Genomic DNA, 17,872 nt, shown 5'->3' with positions numbered 1-17,872 from the left:
TTTTCGTAAGCGCTTACTTGTCCATTGTCCAGTCCCTTTCTGTTTCATTCCCATGATGAAAGGATGATTGCTGTGCACTCCCGGATCCGGCTTTTTTTCTCGCTCTGCCTTGCCCTGACCCTGTTGACAACCGCACTGCCCCTGCCTGCAGTCCCTGCCGCCGAAGCGGCGGCTCCTTACGACGCCCTGCGGGCCAAGTGGAAGGATGTGCTCACCGGCGGGCCGTCGATCGACCCGTCAGTCCCCGAAGTTGCGGCGAAGATCCAAGCGATCGAAAGTACGGCCGTCGGCTTCCAGGCGACACTGAAGCGGGGAGCCGACCGCGACGCCTGTAAATGCTTGTGGCCCGTCTCGGCCGCCGAGCTGCCGAACCGCGCGTATATCTTCCAGAGCTATGACCGGATCAAGGCGCTCACCTTGGCTTATACGACCCATGGCAGCTCGCTCCAGGGCGACAGCGCCCTGCGTACGGACATCTTCGAAGCGCTCGACTGGCTGAACGCCAACCGGTTCAACGCCTCCAAGCCCGGCCCCGGCTCCTCCCAGTGGTGGTACGGGGAGATCGGCGCCCCGCTGCGGCTTGGCGAGATCATGGTCATGCTGTACGACGAGCTGACCCCGGAGCAGATCGCCGCCTGGACGGCCGCGATCGACTACAACTCCCCGATCTCCTACAGCCCGATCGAGGAGTACAAGTACATGGCCGCCAACCGGGTATGGCGTTCCATCGTGCACGCGCTGCGCGGCATCAATGGAGAGACCCCCGAGAAGATGGTGCAGGCCCGCGACGGGCTCAGCGACCTGACGGACGGTCGCCGCGGCGATCTCAACGTGTTTGCATATGAGACTACCGGGGACGGCTTCTATCCCGACGGCTCCTTCATCCAGCACGGCAAGTTCGCGTATAACGGCGGGTACGGCAACTCGCTGCTCAAGGACCTCTCCGACGTCATGTACCTGCTGCAGGGAACCCCCTGGGAAGTCACCGATCCGCGGAGCGCCCATGTATGGAAGTGGGTATCGGATTCCTTCGAGCCCCTGCTCTACCGCACCGGGGTCATGATGGACATGGTGCGGGGGCGGGAGGTCGCCCGCTATAACTTTCAGGACAGCACCGCGGGGCACAAAGTGACCTCCAGCCTCATCCGGCTGTCCCTGATCGCGCCGGACGCCGAGAAAGCGAAGCTCCAAAGCCTCGTCAAGGAGCTCGTCAGCGGGGACGCCAGCTTCTATACGGACGCTTCGATCGAGATGATCGGCCGCGCAGGAGCCATCGTGAACGATCCGGCTATCGTCCCCCGCGGGGACATTTCGTTCAACAAAACGTTCCCCCGCATGGCCCGCGCCGTCCATGTGCGTCCCGGCTTCGGCTTCGGGATCAGCATGTTCTCGAACAACGTGGCGAACTTCGAGAACAACTTCGAGCTCCGCCGGGGCTGGTACACCGGCTCGGGCATGACCTACACCTATACAGCCGACAGGGAACAGTACGGCGACGGGTTCTGGGCGACGGTCGACTACTACAAGCTGCCCGGCACCACGGTTGATACGAAGCCCCGGACCTTGAACGTCACCGAATCCGTCTACGTGAACACCGACCGCCGGGTCGGCGGCGTGTCCGACGGTCAGTATGGCGTGGTCGGCATGGGCCTCACGGCGCCCGGCGCATCGGGCACCTCGCTCACCGGCAAGAAGGCCTGGTTCCTGTTCGACGATGAAGTCGTCTCTCTCGGCACCGACATCCGACTGAGCCCTGACGAGCCCTATACCGTGGAGACGATCGTCGACAACCGGAAGCTGAACGCGGCCGGCGACAACGCGCTGACAGTGAACGGGACGCCCCGCGTGCCTGCGCTCGGCTCCCGGGAGAACATGACCGGCGTCTCGTGGGCCCATCTGGCAGGTAACGTGCCCGGCTCGGACATCGGCTACTATTTCCCGGGAAACAACGCCGTGCTGAACGCTTCGCGTCAAGCCAGAACCGGCCGGTGGGGTGACCTCAACGTCAACACGAAGCCGACGCCCGATACGCCGCTCACCCGCAATTTCGCGGCGCTCTGGTTCGATCACGGGGTGAGCCCGCAGCAGGCATCGTACCAATACGTGACGCTGCCGAACAAGACGGCTGCACAGACCTCCGCCTACGCCGCGCGTCCTGACATCCGTGTCCTGGCGAACACCGCCACGGTTCAGGCTGTGCGGGAACGCAAGCATGGGATGACCGGAGCCTTCTTCTGGAGCGCCGGGCAGGCGGCTGCCGCCGGCATCTCCAGCTCTACGGTGGCAGCCGTCCTTGTGAAGGAAACGCCGGAGGGCCTGAACGTCTCCGTCGCCGATCCGACGCGCGCCGGCACCGCCCCCATCGAGCTCAAGCTCGACGAATCTGCCACCGGCGTCATCTCGGCCGATCCCGGCGTGACCGTCACGCAGACGTACCCGTGCATCCGCATCACAGTGAATCCCGCGGGCACGGAAGGCCGGACGTTGACCGTGAAATTCCAGCAGAGCGGATATTAGGCACACCGCGTACGCGGGCAGAGGGAACCCTGCGGGGATCAAGAGCATGCGCCACGCCTGCATGTCTGCCGGCAGCTGTGTGAGCCGTCTCCTGCCCGGCATGCGGCCAACGTTCGGCGCCCTTCGTGTCCTATTCATACCCATCCATGTCCTACGCAAAAGGAGGAGCAGTCTCTGCCGCAGCAGACTGCTCCTCTCTTGTTGTGCTCCGGTCTTCTCCAGTATGACCTCACTCCCACACCGCACCCAAAAGCTCCGGAAGCGCGTTCCAATTCGCCTCGATCCAGTGCATCTCCTCGACAAACCGCCCCAGCACGCCGCGCAGCTCGCTTTGCAGCCGAACCTCCGTACGGAGCCACCAGATCGATTCGATCAGATACAGCATATACATGGCCCGGGCAAGCATGCCTTCCTGAACTTGCAGCTGCCCGTGGTAGCCCTCGAGGAAAGCCCGTGCCGTGCCGGTCTGCAGCTTCCCGTCCCTCAGGGAACCGGATAACACCGCCCGGGCGGCATCGATCTCCGGGTAGGCCATCGTCATCCGGTCAAAATCAACGATACCGGCCACGCCCTGCTCCTGCAGCACGATGTTGTCCACCCACAAATCCCAGTGGAGCCATCCCTCGCGGCTCGAATCGAAGAGGCTGAAATCCAGCGATTCGACCACGGTCCGGGACCGGCTGAGCCACTCCAATACAATCTCATCGCCGGCTTGATTCGCCTGCTCCCATTCCTCTGCCACTGCGCCAAATAGCCGGCCTTGTCCGGCTTCCAGGCCGGCTTGTCGAGCGGCGGTACGGACTGCAGCCACCGGTGCATTCGCCCCGCCTCTTCCCCGAGCCCGAACATTTGCGCCGCATTTAACTCTCCCGCCTGGGCCGTATATCCGTCTGTCCATTCCTGCACCGTATAGTGCAGCCCTGAGGGGGTTTCCTGGAGATACGGTCCGCCGCTGCGATAGACCTGCGGGCAGGCGGCGCCCGACCGGCTCAGCTCATCCTGCAGCTGAAGCGTACGCTCGATGGCAGCTCTTCGCTCGGGACGCGAATGCAGTTTGTAGCGGTCCGGGTGATAGCATTTGACGAACAGGGGACCTTGATCCGTGTTCATCTTCCACTTGTGGTTAAGCCAGCCTTGGTCGATCGGCCGCATCTCTCTCACGGTCCATCCGAAGCGCTGCCCCAGAGCTTCTGCAATCTCGCCTTCTGAATGGTCTATCCTCTCTGAAGTCATAGGTCGGCAGATCCTCCTTTCATCAGTTAGGCTGCTTATCCTATTCCCCGCTTCTTCTCTCACTCCTTTTTAGGACGATGTACTATAATAAAATATATAGGATGTTGTTCAGCTGCTCTACCGGGACCGCTGGGAGTCGGCGGGCCGGCTGTTCTTCGACCTGATCCGGCAGAGTCCCTACCTTACCGCGGTCCCTACAGGGACAGCAGTGCGGGAGTTCACCTGCCGGACGGATGGTTACAGCTTCAACAGCGGCGGTGAAGTTGAACTGCTATTTGCCATCGGGGACCGCGCTCCGCGACCTGCGGTTCGAGCCGGAAGGTACGCGGTTCAGCCGCCGGTGACCGATCGTTTCTGCAAGGCGTTGGAAGGTCCGTTTTAAATTAGCGGAACTGAGGTTTCTTATTGAGGTATGTCCGGGCATTTCCACAAAAATAGCGGAACTCAGATGCCTTATAAGGGGAAAACGGGCCTGGATACCTCGCCCATTCCTGCAATAGCGCATCTGAGGAGGATATTTCATAATTGTTTCACTCTGTCTTCGAAAAGGCAGAATTTCTAAAACGCTATTTTTAAAACAGGTGGCTAAATTTTAGGCTGCCTGTTTTTGTTGTTTTTGGCGCATGCAATCAACAGCATATTGACAAAGCGTGTAGCTAAGAACACTCAGGGCGGCGTCAACCTCAGCTCTTTTACCGCGCTTCCTAGACGCCCCCAGTCCGTAGTAACCCTTCAGATAGGCAAAGATTCGCTCAACCGTTGTCCGTTTCTTGTATATTTTTTTGTAAGATTTACTGCCCCTGGCTGGTACGGTAAATCGTCTGAGATCCTTCTCTACCTTGATTTTATAGACCCTTTGACACCTGCCGCTTTTTTCTAGCGGGCATGCTTTGCACTCTTGGGGCCTAGTGAATTTTAAGCTTTTGTTCTTGGCATCGAAGCTGTCATATACGTAAGAGTGCCCTTCCTGACACACCGGGTGAAAATTCTCATTCAATCCTTCCGGCGGCTTTTTCGCTCGCTCGTTATAGTCAATTAGAGGCCAGGCTCCCAAGCTCCTTACTTGTTTGTAGACGGCCATAACATCATATCCAGCATCAGCCAAGGCGTGTTTGACCTTCCAGTCAGGAAAATCGGTTTGAAACTTCTTTAGCAGCGGAATCGCCAGCCGTCCGTCATTTACGTGAGCGGAACTGAAGAGGGCGCTCAAAATGTAATGCCCTTTACTGTCTGCGAGAATATGCAGTTTGTATCCATGCCACCACATGAGTTTTCCATTGGAGCCTTTTTTACTGCTCGTACTTGGATGTATAGGAATCAGCGGTTTGAGCTGCTCAAATGTGTAAGGGAGCATATCCTCGAGTTTACGTTCGAACAGGGGCAAAGAAGCTTCCCATGCTTCTCTTTCCAAACGGCGGCGCTCCGCCTCTGCCTTCGTAGGCGCACCCCTTTTATATTTCTTCCGCGGGTCTTCCAGACGCTTAGCGCTGGTGGATGGGGAGTGTTCCATTTCAAGGACAGGTTGTTCGTTAGACTCGGCCTTCGATTCCACTTCCTGTTCTTTACGCGGTTGGCGTTCCTCTGCCTCTACATGGGTGGAGTCAAAGCTAATAAAACTGGGAGAGACGAATCCCGCCGCAGCGGCGAGGGAAATGACTTGGCGCTGCAGCTCCCACAGCACACCGGAGTCGGCGAGTTTTGTATACAACCGTGAAAATGAAGCTTCACTAGGAATAGCGTCGGATCCGCGAAAACGGCAAGTCCTGCGGAACTCTTCATTTGTCCGCAAGCGCTTCAGCAAATCTTTTGTGGTCGGAATACGTTCAATGGTCCCAATGAGCATAGCGTATACCATGGCCGCATAGTTCAGCTCTTCTGGCCGGCCTCTGTGCGTTCTCTTGTTGAGCACGCGCAGTGCAGGTAAGAGGTCAAGCGTTTTGAAAACGATGCTGTATTTATTTTCTGGTGCCATTTCCATAAGCTCTTGCAGGGAAAACAGCTCTTCTTGACGAATAGTATACAAAAGAGTACCTCCTTCGTTTGAGTGTGGTGTGGTAACCATACATTCAATAACTTGGGTAGGTACTCCTTTTTTTTTCTGCCCTGAAAGCCAGTTACGGCATGGGTTTTGAATTATGAAAGTGACTCCTGAGTTCCTTTATTTCCGGTGCGAAGCATCGAAAAGTGGAAATAGCGCATCGTACTTCCGCTATGTTCATAGACCGGTTGCGCTCCAGCAGAATCCAAAAAACGGAGCCTGAAACGAGGCTCCGCTTTCCAGCTATCTATCCAGCTATCTTCCCGCCGTCTACCCGGGCGATCCCTGTCCCGCCCGCTGTAGGGCCTACCCAACCGCTCTCACACACTGCTGATCGCTTTACGGCTCCCCAAGAACAGGGATCGGTCCGGAATCATTGCGGTTCTCCCAGGAGTGCCACATGTTCCCTGTGGTCCAGGAGATGCTCTTGTACAGAATGTCCCGCTTCGCCCACCAGTCCCCGCCGGTGTTCGCCTGGCTTGCGGGAACGCCGTGATACGCCATCAGCCCGCTCCCGTAGAGCCCCTCGAGAATCCAGCTGTGATGCCCCGGACCGACGATCGTGCTGCTTGTCTGAAACTTGCAGGAATCCGACTTGGCATAATGCGTGACATTCAGCGGATCGCCGCCGGCCTTGAGCCTGACATACCCGAGGCAGTAGTTGCTTCCCCAGCTGCCATTGGCCGAGAATGCGATAAGCAGGCGTCCGTCCCTGACGATCGGCTGGGGCCCCTCGTTCACGTAGGTGGACGGATTTACATCCTTGCGCTCCCAAGGTTCTCGGGGCTGGGATACGATATGCCGCCCGGTAAGCATCCGCATGGGGTTGTTGAGATCCACCTGGGCGATGTACAGGTTCTGCTCGCCGTCCGTCGTTCCCGCCCATCCGGACCAGACGATGTAATGCTTAAAGTCGTAGGATACCACCGTGGCGTCGATCGACCACCGGTCGTCCGGCAGCGGCACCTTGCCCATGAAGGTGTAGGGGCCGCCGGGATTGGAGCTCTTGAGCGCATACGTCCGGTGGCGCGCATTCAGCACCTCGAAGGACTCGGACGCCTGTCCCGGCGAAGCCGCGAAGAAGATCCAGTATTCGCTGTTAATCTTCACAAGCTCCGGAGCCCAAATCTGCTGCAGATCCGCCGGCTTCCACCACACCGTAGTCTGGGTCGCAAAGTCGCCGAGTCCCGTAAGCGAGCCTGCCTTCCGGAGGTGAATCCCGTTGTTGTCGGATTGAACGGAATAATACATGCTTCCTTCCCTGATGATGCTGGGATCCGCACCGTCCATAATATAGGTTCCCGCTGCGAACGCGCCCTGTACCGGCAGAAGGGCCAGCAGCAGAAGGGCAGCCAGCCACACATTGATACGCTTCATCGTTCATTTCTCCTTTCGTCTATACCTTACGAATCCTGCGGAACCTTCAGGTCTGCCGACTGCCCCCTTCCACAATGTAACTGCTTACATGGTCATCCTAGACCATTCCCCCTTGTAAAAAAAGGACATTTCCCCGGTTCTTCAGGACATATTTTCAGCTTGTGGCGGAAGAGAGTGTACTGTCTGCAGCCGTGCCATTGCCGCATGGAAACCTGCATGCTACACTGGGGAAATAAGCCGATTGCCGTTCCTAAAAGATATAACACAACCCTCCAAGACAGGTCAGGTGACGCTCATGGCTCCACGTCTATCCGTTCGTCAGCATATATTGAATGTCGCATCGGAACTGTTCTACCGCGAAGGCATCCGTTCCGTCGGTGTCGATACGATCGTCGAGCGCTCGGAAGTCAGCAAGGCAACGCTGTACCGCCATTTTCCGACCAAGGACGATTTGATCATCGCCTATCTGGAAGCCCAGGACCACATCAACTGGGTGCATTTTGACGAGGCCGTGGCGAAGCATGAAGGATGCCCCAAAGAGCAGCTTCTGGCCTTGATCGACGCCACCATCGAGCTGCTTGAACCCGGCTATCACCGGGGCTGCGCCTTTTTGAACGCCCTCGCCGAATTCTCGGAAGAGGATCATCCGGTCCACCTGCTCGCGGTGGAATATAACCGGGCGCTGCGGCTGCGGATCTCCCGTCTGAGCCAGAAGGCCGGTGTACAGGATGAGCGGCTCACGGACCAGCTCATGCTGGTCATCAACGGAGCGCTGGCTTCCGTTCCCGTATATGGTCTCTCCGGTCCGGCGGCTGAGCTGACTACCGTCGCACGGTACCTGATCGACCTGCATATCGGGAAGACGGAGTGCCAGGCTTGAGCGCAGAGCGTCTTCCTCGCGACCCATGCGGGGAAGGCCCGTCGCTTCAGCTTGGCATTCAGCAGCTATGTGTGCTGAACAGCCTCCCTCCCGATCAAAGCGGAGAAAATCCGTAATTCTTCCCCGCTCGCCCCTAGGCATTCAGCCCTGCCCTCTCGCGATTCCGCAGGGAATTTGGATTAATGGAATTTTGATTGAATGGAAAATTCTTCTTGACGTCCGGCGGACCCATGCTTTATGATTTCAGCATGAAACGAAACAAAACTGTTTAGTTTCCGAATGGTGGCACATCCGTACCAGAAAGCAGCAGCCAGAGCGAAATGACCGGGTGGCTGACCACAGCTCAAGGAGGGATTGGGAAACATGAGTGAAGTTACTGTGATCGGACTGGGGCCTATGGGGGCCGTTATTGCGGGGATTCTGCTGGAGAAGGGCTTCGCGGTTACGGTCTGGAACCGAACGGCAGCCAAGGCGGAGCCCTTGGTTCAGAGAGGAGCGGTGCTCGCTGCCAGTGCGGCCGACGCCGTGAAGGCAAGTCCCGTCGTGATCGTCTGCGTCGCCGATTATGACAGCTCCTACCGCATTCTTGGCGAACCTGAATCCGTCTCCGCGCTGAACGGCCGCGTCTTCGTCCAGCTCAGCACCGGCAGTCCCGGCCAGGCGCGGGACAATGCAGCATGGGCCCAGGCTCACGGTGCCGATTATCTCGACGGAGCTATTGCCGCAACACCGCCGCAGATGGGAAGAGCCGATACCACTATCTTTACGTCAGGCTCCGAGACCGCATACCGGCGAAGCGAACCGATGCTCAAGGCTCTGGCCGGCCACGTCCCTTATCTCGGGGAGAACGTAAGCCACGCTTCCTCCACAGACCTCGCCTTCCTTTCGTACTTGTTCGGCTCCATGATCGGCTTTTTTCATGCGGCGCGCATCCTGGAGTCCGACGGTCTTCGCGTAGACCAGTTCGGTGCCATGATCGCCGGGATCTCACCGGCCATCGGAGAGATGGTCCGGCACGAAGGCGAAGTAATCCAGTCCTCCACCTACGATCAGCCCCAAAGCACCCTCAACACCTGCCTGTCGACGGCCCGTTTGTTCATGAAGCAGGCCCAGGAAGCCGGTATCAACGCCGAGTTCCCGAGCTTTGCCCTGGGATTGTTCCAAAAAGGGGCGGATGCCGGGTACGGGGATGAAGAGCTCGCCGCCCTGGTCAAGGTGCTCCGCTAAAATATCCATGCCGCCCTGCACCCTTTACTTGTATAATGGGTACGGGAGGCGTGTAATGAGAACTTATCTTCTAGTCAGCCAGTGTCTTTATGCGGTATCTCTGATGGCGTGGTTTCCGGTCTGGGGGATGTCCTTCATGGTGTTCGACCAAGGCATCGCTCTGTGGAATACCCTGTTCTTCCTCAGCATCAGCGCTTATCCCGTCGCTGTCCTCGGCTGCTCGATCGCAGCGTGGATGCTTCGGAAGCGGCGGCAGCGTACGGCGGTTGCAGTCAATCTGGCCCCTGTGATCTGGATTGCCGCTTTGGGAGGCTTGTTCCTGTTCTACTGAATGGCCGGCCAGGCGGCCTGAATATGGCCCATACCTCAAACAAAAGCAACCTACTGTCCGCAGCAGGTTGCTTTTGTTTGTACGGAGGCCCTAGCCCTCTTTTCCCCCCGTGAATGCAATGCCCTGGATGATCTGCTTCTGGAAGAAAATGAAGACAAGCAGTACCGGCAGCGTCGCCAGCGCGTTAGCTGTCATCGGGAGGGCGTACTGCTGCACATAGGAGCTCTGGAACGCCGGAAGCCCCAGCGTAATCGTCATGTAAGCTTTGTCCGAGATGGAGATCAGCGGCCAGACAAAGTCGTTCCACGAGCCGATGAAGGTGAAGATTCCGAGCGCCCCCATCGCCGGCCGGGACAGCGGAAGGAAGAGCGACAGCCAGATCCTCAGCGGCCCTGCACCGTCGATCCGCGCCGCCTCCTCCAGCTCCTTCGGCAGGCCGTCGAAGAACTGCTTCATCACGAAGATCCCGAGCGGGGCGGCGACCGCCGGCAGGATCAGCGAGGTCAGGCTGCCGAGCAGGCCGTACTCCTTCATGATCAGGTAGAGCGGGATGAGCGTCGCTTCGGAGGGGATCATCATCCCCGACAGGAAGAGCACGAAGAGCATTCGGCTGCCCCGGAACGGGAGCCTGGAGAAGGCATAGGCCGCCATCGAGCTCAGCAGCAGAATCAGCACGGTGGTGCACACCGCGACGATGAGCGAATTGCCCATCCAGCCGAAGATCGGCGCTTCCCCCAGCACCTTGCGGTAATTGGCAAGCGTCCAGCCGAGGCGCAGGCCCCCGGACAGCTCGAGGAGGCTTCCCCCCTCCGGCTTGACCGAGAGGGCCAGCATCCAGACTACCGGGGTAAGGAACACCACGGCAGTCACAACGGACAGGAGGCGGATACCCACCTGCCAGATCCGGTCCATCATAGGGGTCCCCCCTTAGTTCTCCCGCAGCAGCCGGAACTGCAGCAGCGAGATCAGCAGAATGATAAGCAGCAGAATGAACGAGATCGCCGAGGCGTAGCCGAGCTCGAAATGCTGGAAGCCTTTTTCGTAGATCGAGAACACGATCGTCTTCGTCGAACCGGCAGGCCCGCCTCCCGTAATGAGCTTCGACTGTCCAAAGATCTTGAACGACGAGATCGTCTGCAGCACCACGACCAGCACCGTCACTCTCGAGAGGGAGGGCCATGTAATCAGCCGGAAGCTGTCCCACCGGCCCGCGCCCTCGATTCGCGCCGCCTCATAATGTGTCTGCGGAATATCCTGCAGGCCCGCCAGGTAGAGAATGAAGACGAACCCGGCCGTCCACCACAGCGTGGACATCACGATCGATACCCAGGCGAGCAGCGGGTCCGAGAGCCAGTACACCTCCCGGGAGGCTCCGAGTGCGCCAAGCACCTGGCTCATCAGCCCCGTATAAGGCTGCAGGAAAATCACCCAGATGCTGGAGATCACCGACACCGACAGCAGCATGGGCAGGAACACCGCCGCCCGAAACAGTGTACGTCCCCGGACGAGTCCGTTCGCCAGCAGCGCGAGCAGCAGGCCGGCCGCCGTCAGCAGCGGCACCGACACGAGGACGAAGATCACCGTGTGCCACGTATTCGTCAGAAACTCCGCATCCGAGAACAGGTCCAGGTAATTCTGCAGGCCGACGAACTTCCGCTCGCCGATCAGCGCCCATTGATAGAAGCTGATGCGCAGACCGTAGAGGATGGGAATCAGTGAAAATGCCGCGAAAAACAACAGATAAGGCACAACCATCCAAAATCCGGTCCAGGCGCTTTTCTGCGAGTAGGTCATTCCGTCTCCGTCTCCTTCCTTCTTCTCTCTGTGACGGGCAGGAGGAATGGGAGCGGAGCTCCCCCGTCCAATCGGAAAGCCCGGCTCCACCCATCCATCCGGCCGTCTGCTACTTGTTCAGCTTGTCGATAATGGCGTCCGCATTCTTCAGCGTGGCCGCCGGATCCTGCTTCTTGAACATCATCTTCTCGAATTCCTTGATGATCTCATCGTTAATCTGGCCCTGCTTGCCGTTACGCGGCCAGTACTTCACATAGTTCGCCGACTCCACGTATTCGGCGCGGTACTTCAGCGCCTTGAACTCGTCGCTCTGCGTCACTTTGGTGACGGCCGGCACATGTCCCGCCTTGGCCCACATCGCCCCATGCTGCGCCAGCCAGTTCGAGAAGGCGACCGCGGCCTTCTGCTTCGCCGGGTCTTCCTTGCTGTGCTTCGGCAGCACGAGCGTATGGGAATCCCCCCAGGTCGCCGGCTGGTCGTAGATCTGCGGCATCGGCACGACGCCGAACTCCAGTCCCTTCGCATTCTCGAACGCGCCCGTTCCCCACACGCCCGTCACGAGAACCGCCGCTTTGCCTTCGAGGAACAGCTTGAACGCGTCGTTGATGTTCGGCGGGATGAGCTCCTTTGTGTAGAGGGAGTTCACATACTCGAGGGCTTGGAGTGCGGCCGGATTGTTAAGCGCGCCCTTCTTCCCGTCCTCCCCGTAGAATTTGCCGCCGTCCTTGAGCTGGTTGTAGAAGCCCCAGAACATCCAGTAGGCGTCGATCCGCACATTCGGCTGGGCCAGCGGCGCCACATCCTTCGGCACGCTGTCCTTGATCTTCTGCAGGAAGGCCGTGAAGCCTTCCGGCGATTTCTCGAACACGGGCCTGCCGTCCTTCAGCACGCCGGCCTGATCGAGGAACTTCGTATTGTAGTACATGACCAGGGCGTGGGTATCGAGCGGGATCGAATAATGCCTGCCGTCATAGACGGTGGAGTCGAGGATGTTCTTGTTAAAATCGCCCCAGTTCACGCCCGCGCTTGATGCGTGCTCGTCGAGCGGGCTTAAGGTGCCCGCCGGCACGAACTGCGGCAGCCGGGCCGAGTGCATGACCGCGACGTCCGGCGCCTGGTCGGAAGCGACCGCCGTCTGCAGCTTCGTGTAGTAATCCTCCGACTTGGAGTTCAGGATCTCCACCTGCGTGTCCTTGCTCTCCTCGTTGAACTTCTTGACCATCTCGTTCATGAAGTCGCCGTCGCCTCCGCTGAACGGAGTCCAGTAGTTCAGCTTGACCTTGGCCGAAGCGGCGGTGCCCCCTTGGGCCGGGGCCGCCCCTGTACCGGCAGCCGGCGCAGGATCCGTCTTGGCGCAGGCGGACAGGGCCAGCGAAGCGGCGAGCATCAGGCTCGCAGCGGGAATGAAGCGGCGTGTGGTGAACGGACGTGATTTGGACATCGTGCAGACCTCCCGGATCGTTGTCTCTGATGAACAGGCGGTTCGCCGCTCCCCTGCCGCAGTGGCTGTGCACCGAAGAAGGCCTTGCTTCCTTCCCGGTGCATCTGGGGGGAGCTTGGCGGTACCCCTTGATCTGCTCTTATCTTATCCTGCCGCCCTCCGGGGGACCATGACGCCGCTTTGGGGGATATGGACATATTTTTGGCACAGCCTGCTCCGGGAAGGTTGGATAGTCCGGCTCCTCAAGGCTTAAAGTGACTCCGGAACTGCTCCGGCGTCATATGAACCAGCCTTTTGAAGCAGTGAATGAAGTAGCTGCTCTGGGCAAAGCCGGCAGCCGAGGCGATCTCTTTGACGGTCCAAGGGGTGGACACCAGCATCTGCTTGGCGAGCAGGACCCGGGACTCGAGCAGATAGGCAGTGGGCGTTTTGCCGATAATCCCATGAAACTTCCTGCTGAAGTACGGGACACTGTAGCCCGCATACTCGGCCATATCAGCCAGCGTGAGCGCTTCGGTGCAGTTCGCCCGGATGTAATCGGCCGCCCTGTGGATGGAAGAGACGGCCGTTACTCTTGGAAGGGCAATCGGCGCAGCCTCCTTCATCAGATGCACCAGCAGTTCATACAGAAGAACGGAAGCCCGGGCCTCCTGTTCGAGGTCGAACGCCCTGCCCAAGGCAAGCAGCTCCTCCATGCAGCGATGGAGCTTCGAGATCTCTTTCATATGAAATATCCATACCTCGCCCATCCCCCGGGTCCCGAGCATGGACTCCAAGCCGTTCGTGGCAAAGTGGACCCACCGGATATCCCAGGGGCTGTCCCGGTCCGCTCCGTATCGCTGCGGAAGACCCGGTCCATAGAGAAAACCGTCACCGATGCCCAGCTCGTACCGCTGGTCACGCCAGTCCACGTACCCCCTGCCGCCGAGAACGAAGTGAAGATTGTAGAGCTGATCCAGCCGGAGGTCCGTTGTCCGGGCCGGACGCTGAACGACATGGCTTGGAATGCCGCTGAAGCCGCCGATATAGTCGGGGTAGCAAGGATAATGGGGAAACGCTGGCTGGGGAAAGAAGAGATGTTCCTGTTCCTGCACTGCACAGACCCTCCAAAGAGAAAATATTGATATGCTTACTCTATATTATAAAGAAAGGATCATTCAAAATCTCACTCCAACCGCAAAAATTTGATATGAAGGCAAGAACTCGTTATATACGGTGAAGCGATGTCCAACTACAATAGGGGTATCATTCGAGACAAAACGGAGGGAATGCACGTGGAAAAATCCATTCCATTGGACGCCCTGCAGCTGGGCGTCTGCTACTATCCTGAACAATGGCCCGAGACGCTCTGGGAAGACGACTTTCAGCGCATGAAGGCCATGAACATCTCTTACGTCCGGGTAGCGGAGTTTGCATGGACGATCTTCGAACCGGAGGAAGGCGTCTTCGAATTCGGACTCTTTGACCGGGTGCTTGATCTGGCGCATCAATACGGCTTGAAGATCATCATGGGCACGCCGACCGCCACGCCGCCGGCCTGGTTAACGCACAAGTACCCCGAAGTGCTGAACGTATCCAAGGAAGGGATAGCCTACCGTCACGGGATGCGCCGCCACTATAACTACAGCAGCTCCAAATACAGAGAGCTCTGTGCCCGAATCACACGCGAGATGGCTCTGCATTATAAAGATCACCCCGCTGTCGTCGGCTGGCAGATCGACAATGAGCTGAACTGTGAGATCAGCGTGTTTTACTCGGAGGCCGATCATGCGGCGTTTCGGGCTTGGGTCAAAGAAAAATACGGCACCCTGGAAGCGCTTAATAGAGCCTGGGGAACTGTCTTCTGGAGCCAGACCTATACGGACTGGGAGCAGATTCACCTGCCGCAGCCCACGACCTCCGATTCACCGAACCCTCATCTGGTGCTCGACGAGAAGCGGTTCATTTCGCAGAACACAATTGCGTTCGCTAAGGTTCAGGCGGACATTCTCCGCGAGGTGGTGCCTCATCATTGGGTAACGACCAACGGCAGGTTCGGTCATCTGGATAACCACGCCCTGACCGATTCGCTGCTCGACTTTTTCTCGTACGATTCCTACCCGCAGTTCTCGACGATCATCCCCACCGATGAAGATGAGCCGCTGCTGGACCGGAAGTGGAGCCAGAATCTCAGCGCAGTCCGCGATATATCGCCGAACTTCTGCATCATGGAGCAGCAGGCGGGTCCCGGCGGCTGGGTCAACCGGATGGACATGCCTTCCCCGCAGCCCGGACAGATGCGGCTGTGGACGTACCAATCGGTGCTGCACGGGGCCGATTTGGTTGTCTATTTCCGCTGGCGGACGGCTGCCTTCGGCACCGAAATCTACTGGCACGGCCTGAACGATTACCATAACCGGCCGAAGCGCCGGGTCCGGGAAGCGGCCGAGGTAGGACGTGAATTTGCCGCCATCGGCGCAAGCCTGGCCGGTAGCCAATATACCGCCCACGCGGCCATACTCCGGGACTATGATAACGAATGGGACGGAGAGTTCGATGTCTGGCATGGTCCCCTGACGGAGAAGAGCACGAATGCCTGGTACAAGCAGCTGCAATACCATCATATCCCGGCGGACATTGTGTACCTCCGTGACGCGGTGAACCTGGAACAGCTGCAGCTCTACAAGGTGCTGGTATATCCGCATGCCGCGATCATGACCGACGAGACGGCCAGGCTGCTGACGGAGTACGCCGAAGCGGGCGGGATCGTCATCTTCGGTGCGAGGACGGGATACAAGACGCCGGACGGCCACTGCCGGATGCAGCCGTTCCCGGGACCGGTCGCGGGCTTGTGCGGAATCACCGTGTCGGATTTCACGCGGATCAAAGGAACGGTGCCGGCCCCTGCGCTGCGCTGGAAGGATGAGAAGTTCGCTGCTGCTGCGGCGGAAGCGTTCAATGACATTCTGCAGGTGGAGGACGCGGATGTGGAAGTGATGGCGGAGTATGCGTCCAGCTACTATGCGGGAGAACCGGCCCTGACAAGGCGCAGGGTCGGCCGTGGAGAAGCCTGGTATTATGGGGCGGCCTTCAATGAAGCGGTAGTCGGTGCGCTGATCGGTCATCTGAAGCTCCGGTCCCCCGTCGGAGATTGGCTGGAAGCGCCCCGGCAGGTCGAAATCGGCATCCGCGAGGGAGCCCGCGGCCGCTATGTATTCCTGCTGAACTACGGGGATCAGCCGGCTGACCTTGTGCTGCACGAGCCTCGGCAGGACCTGCTCACTGGTAAGCGGATCAGCGGAGCCGTGCAAATGCCGGCGTATGGGGTCATGCTGCTGGAATGGACATCGTAAGGTCACTGAGCTAAACCGCGGGTTATCCTGTTTTCAAAAAAGGGAATGTCCCCACACCACACCGAAAGGGAGCTGCCGCCGCAGCTCCCTTTGTCGTGATCCCCGCTATTTTTTAGCTTTCATTTCCTGGTAGGCCTTCTTCTGCTCTTCCATGACCTCCCTGCCGCCGATCTTCATGTACTCCGCCACCATGTCGTCATACAGCTTGTCGAAGTCGGCCGGCTTCGCCGTCACGGTTTTGACCAGGATCTCGACCCCTTTATCGGCCAGCGTCTGATTGTACTTGATCTGGGCTTCGATCGGCCGGTCAAAGCGCGGCGGCAGCTGCCCGTCCGTCTCGCCGATCCTGATGCTGTCCATGGTGAAATCCTTGTACCTCGGGTCGGCCGCATTGGCTTTCAGCGTTTTGTCGGGGTCGCCCATATCCTTGCCGTTGATGAGCATGCTGTAATCGAGATAGTTGTACATGACCCGCTTGGCCTCTTCCGTGTCCAGGATGACCGGAATCCCGTCCTCGCCAAGCTTGTAGGTCACGCCCTCGGTTCCGTTCTGGAGATCGAAGATGACCTTGTAGTCGGCCATCCAGTTCAGGAACTTGACCGCTTCCACCGCGCGCTTGCTCGACTTCGGAATCATAATGTGGGCGGAGAGCTTGTGGTAGGTGGCTTTGACATGCTTGCCCTCATAGTTGGTGAACGGATCGACAGGCAGCAGGGTAGCGCCTGGCACGTTCTTCTGCAGCGTAGAGTAATACGCCATATACACCGGTTCGTTGGTATTCGTGACGGTGAAGCCGACTTTGCCGTTGACCAGGTCGGCCTGGAACTTCTTGCCGTCCTTGTCCAGCGCGAAGTCCGGGCTGATCAGCCCTTCGTTATACAGCTTGTTCAGGAAGCGGTAGGCTTCTTTATTGCCCGGCTTCATCAGGTCGGGCAGCGAGTAATACTCCTCCTCCGTCATCTTCGTCCAGAACGTGCGTACGAGCGGATCCAGGTTGTTGTTGTACTTGATTCCGTAAGGGATGACCTTGCCCCCGGTTCCCCCCGGGTCTTTCTCCTTGAACGCCTTCAGCACCGCATACAGCTCGTCCGTCGTTGCCGGCGGCTGCAGCCCCAGCTTGTCCAGCCAGTCCTTCCGGATGATCGGGGTCTGGGAAGCCAGGATGATGCGCTTGGCCGGAATCGTGTACTGCTTGCCGCTGAATCTGCCGTAGTTCAGCAGCTCGTCTCCCAGGTATTTCTTCACATTGGGGCCGTGCTCGTTCAGCAGGTCCCCGAGCTCCGTCAATCCCCCCTGCTTCACCCAGTTCTGGACCGCAGGCTCGCTGTAGGTGAAGATGAGATCCGGCGCCTCGTTCGCCGCCATCAGGACGTTCAGCTTCGGCACTTCCTCGGTCCGCGGCACCGTCACGAATTCCAGCTTGATGTTATTCGGGTCACCGAACTTCTCCTGCATGTACTTCACGAAGAAGCTCTCCGTCAGAGGGGGAGCCCCCGGAGGTGTATTCCCGCGGTCGAACAGCTCGATCTTAAGCGTCACCGGACTGCCCTTCCCTCCATCCTGCGCCGCGCCGCCCTCCGGATCCCCGCCGCAGGCGGCCAGCATGCCGGCAAGCAGTGCCGCTATCACGGTAAGGCTTCCTTTTTTGAAGGTGGACTTCTTCTTTGCCATCAACGTTCAACCCCTTATCATATCATATGGT

At 58.7% G+C, this 17,872-nt stretch carries 12 protein-coding genes and 1 pseudogene; 5 read left to right on the top strand and 8 right to left on the bottom strand.

Translation table 11 applies throughout. The annotated features are described in order from the left end of the window. Nucleotides 1-72: 72 nt before the first annotated feature. The gene (locus PM3016_RS12675; RefSeq protein ID WP_014369740.1) at nt 73-2,517 is read left to right on the top strand and encodes a polysaccharide lyase 8 family protein; all 2,445 of its coding nucleotides are present in this window, start codon (nt 73-75) and stop codon (nt 2,515-2,517) included. 229 nt (nt 2,518-2,746) lie between these two features. On the opposite strand, the pseudogene PM3016_RS39605 reads toward PM3016_RS12675, so the two are convergent. From PM3016_RS39605 to PM3016_RS12660, 3 genes and pseudogenes are all read right to left on the bottom strand, one after another. Continuing rightward, a pseudogene (locus PM3016_RS39605) lies at nt 2,747-3,627 on the bottom strand (phosphotransferase enzyme family protein). A gap of 715 nt (nt 3,628-4,342) precedes the next feature. Next, complete coding sequence (locus tag PM3016_RS12665; RefSeq protein ID WP_014368491.1) at nt 4,343-5,773, bottom strand: transposase; 1,431 nt, start codon at nt 5,771-5,773, stop codon at nt 4,343-4,345. 354 nt (nt 5,774-6,127) lie between these two features. Continuing rightward, nucleotides 6,128-7,165, bottom strand: coding sequence for a glycoside hydrolase family 43 protein (locus PM3016_RS12660; RefSeq protein WP_014369739.1), 1,038 nt, complete (start codon nt 7,163-7,165; stop codon nt 6,128-6,130). A gap of 295 nt (nt 7,166-7,460) precedes the next feature. Here PM3016_RS12660 and PM3016_RS12655 point away from each other — a divergent pair, with 295 nt between their 5' ends. From PM3016_RS12655 to PM3016_RS12645, 3 genes are all read left to right on the top strand, one after another. Next, nucleotides 7,461-8,045 carry a TetR/AcrR family transcriptional regulator gene (locus PM3016_RS12655; RefSeq protein WP_013915981.1) on the top strand — a complete coding sequence of 195 codons (585 nt, stop codon included), beginning with the start codon at nt 7,461-7,463 and terminating at the stop codon, nt 8,043-8,045. A 363-nt stretch (nt 8,046-8,408) separates the two neighbouring features. Further along, nucleotides 8,409-9,272, top strand: a complete 864-nt coding sequence (locus PM3016_RS12650; RefSeq protein WP_013915980.1) for an NAD(P)-dependent oxidoreductase — start codon at nt 8,409-8,411, stop codon at nt 9,270-9,272. Between the two features lie 55 nt (nt 9,273-9,327). Continuing rightward, complete coding sequence (locus tag PM3016_RS12645; RefSeq protein ID WP_014369738.1) at nt 9,328-9,603, top strand: hypothetical protein; 276 nt, start codon at nt 9,328-9,330, stop codon at nt 9,601-9,603. 90 nt (nt 9,604-9,693) lie between these two features. Here the strand turns inward: PM3016_RS12645 and PM3016_RS12640 are convergent, their stop codons facing one another. From PM3016_RS12640 to PM3016_RS12625, 4 genes are all read right to left on the bottom strand, one after another. Next, nucleotides 9,694-10,518, bottom strand: a complete 825-nt coding sequence (locus PM3016_RS12640) for a carbohydrate ABC transporter permease (RefSeq protein ID WP_014650515.1) — start codon at nt 10,516-10,518, stop codon at nt 9,694-9,696. Nucleotides 10,519-10,530: 12 nt separating this feature from the next. Further along, nucleotides 10,531-11,397: a carbohydrate ABC transporter permease gene (locus tag PM3016_RS12635; RefSeq protein ID WP_014369736.1), complete on the bottom strand. Its 867-nt coding sequence runs from the start codon at nt 11,395-11,397 to the stop codon at nt 10,531-10,533. 109 nt (nt 11,398-11,506) lie between these two features. Then, nucleotides 11,507-12,838, bottom strand: coding sequence for an ABC transporter substrate-binding protein (locus PM3016_RS12630; RefSeq protein ID WP_014369735.1), 1,332 nt, complete (start codon nt 12,836-12,838; stop codon nt 11,507-11,509). A gap of 242 nt (nt 12,839-13,080) precedes the next feature. Next, a complete protein-coding gene (locus tag PM3016_RS12625; RefSeq protein ID WP_014369734.1) occupies nt 13,081-13,932 on the bottom strand; it encodes an AraC family transcriptional regulator in 852 nt (283 codons plus the stop codon). Nucleotides 13,933-14,112: 180 nt separating this feature from the next. Here PM3016_RS12625 and PM3016_RS12620 point away from each other — a divergent pair, with 180 nt between their 5' ends. Next, complete coding sequence (locus PM3016_RS12620) at nt 14,113-16,170, top strand: beta-galactosidase (protein ID WP_014369733.1); 2,058 nt, start codon at nt 14,113-14,115, stop codon at nt 16,168-16,170. Between the two features lie 105 nt (nt 16,171-16,275). Here PM3016_RS12620 and PM3016_RS12615 read toward each other — a convergent pair whose 3' ends face one another. Then, a complete protein-coding gene (locus PM3016_RS12615) occupies nt 16,276-17,841 on the bottom strand; it encodes an extracellular solute-binding protein (protein ID WP_013915971.1) in 1,566 nt (521 codons plus the stop codon). Nucleotides 17,842-17,872 lie beyond the last annotated feature (31 nt).

This window comes from Paenibacillus mucilaginosus 3016 (assembly GCF_000250655.1).
In the GTDB taxonomy this organism is placed as follows: domain Bacteria; phylum Bacillota; class Bacilli; order Paenibacillales; family NBRC-103111; genus Paenibacillus_G; species Paenibacillus_G mucilaginosus.
Note: the sequence above shows the minus strand (reverse complement) of the source record. Positions and strands in the feature narration are given on the sequence as shown.

What these genes read in the sequence shown, in the direction of transcription:
- PM3016_RS12630 (WP_014369735.1), bottom strand. Translation starts at nt 12,838, where the DNA reads ATGTCCAAATCACGTCCGTTCACCACACGCCGCTTCATTCCCGCTGCG.
- PM3016_RS12655 (WP_013915981.1), top strand. Translation starts at nt 7,461, where the DNA reads ATGGCTCCACGTCTATCCGTTCGTCAGCATATATTGAATGTCGCATCG.
- PM3016_RS12615 (WP_013915971.1), bottom strand. Translation starts at nt 17,841, where the DNA reads ATGGCAAAGAAGAAGTCCACCTTCAAAAAAGGAAGCCTTACCGTGATA.
- PM3016_RS12645 (WP_014369738.1), top strand. Translation starts at nt 9,328, where the DNA reads ATGAGAACTTATCTTCTAGTCAGCCAGTGTCTTTATGCGGTATCTCTG.
- PM3016_RS12635 (WP_014369736.1), bottom strand. Translation starts at nt 11,397, where the DNA reads ATGACCTACTCGCAGAAAAGCGCCTGGACCGGATTTTGGATGGTTGTG.
- PM3016_RS12640 (WP_014650515.1), bottom strand. Translation starts at nt 10,518, where the DNA reads ATGATGGACCGGATCTGGCAGGTGGGTATCCGCCTCCTGTCCGTTGTG.
- PM3016_RS12660 (WP_014369739.1), bottom strand. Translation starts at nt 7,165, where the DNA reads ATGAAGCGTATCAATGTGTGGCTGGCTGCCCTTCTGCTGCTGGCCCTT.
- PM3016_RS12650 (WP_013915980.1), top strand. Translation starts at nt 8,409, where the DNA reads ATGAGTGAAGTTACTGTGATCGGACTGGGGCCTATGGGGGCCGTTATT.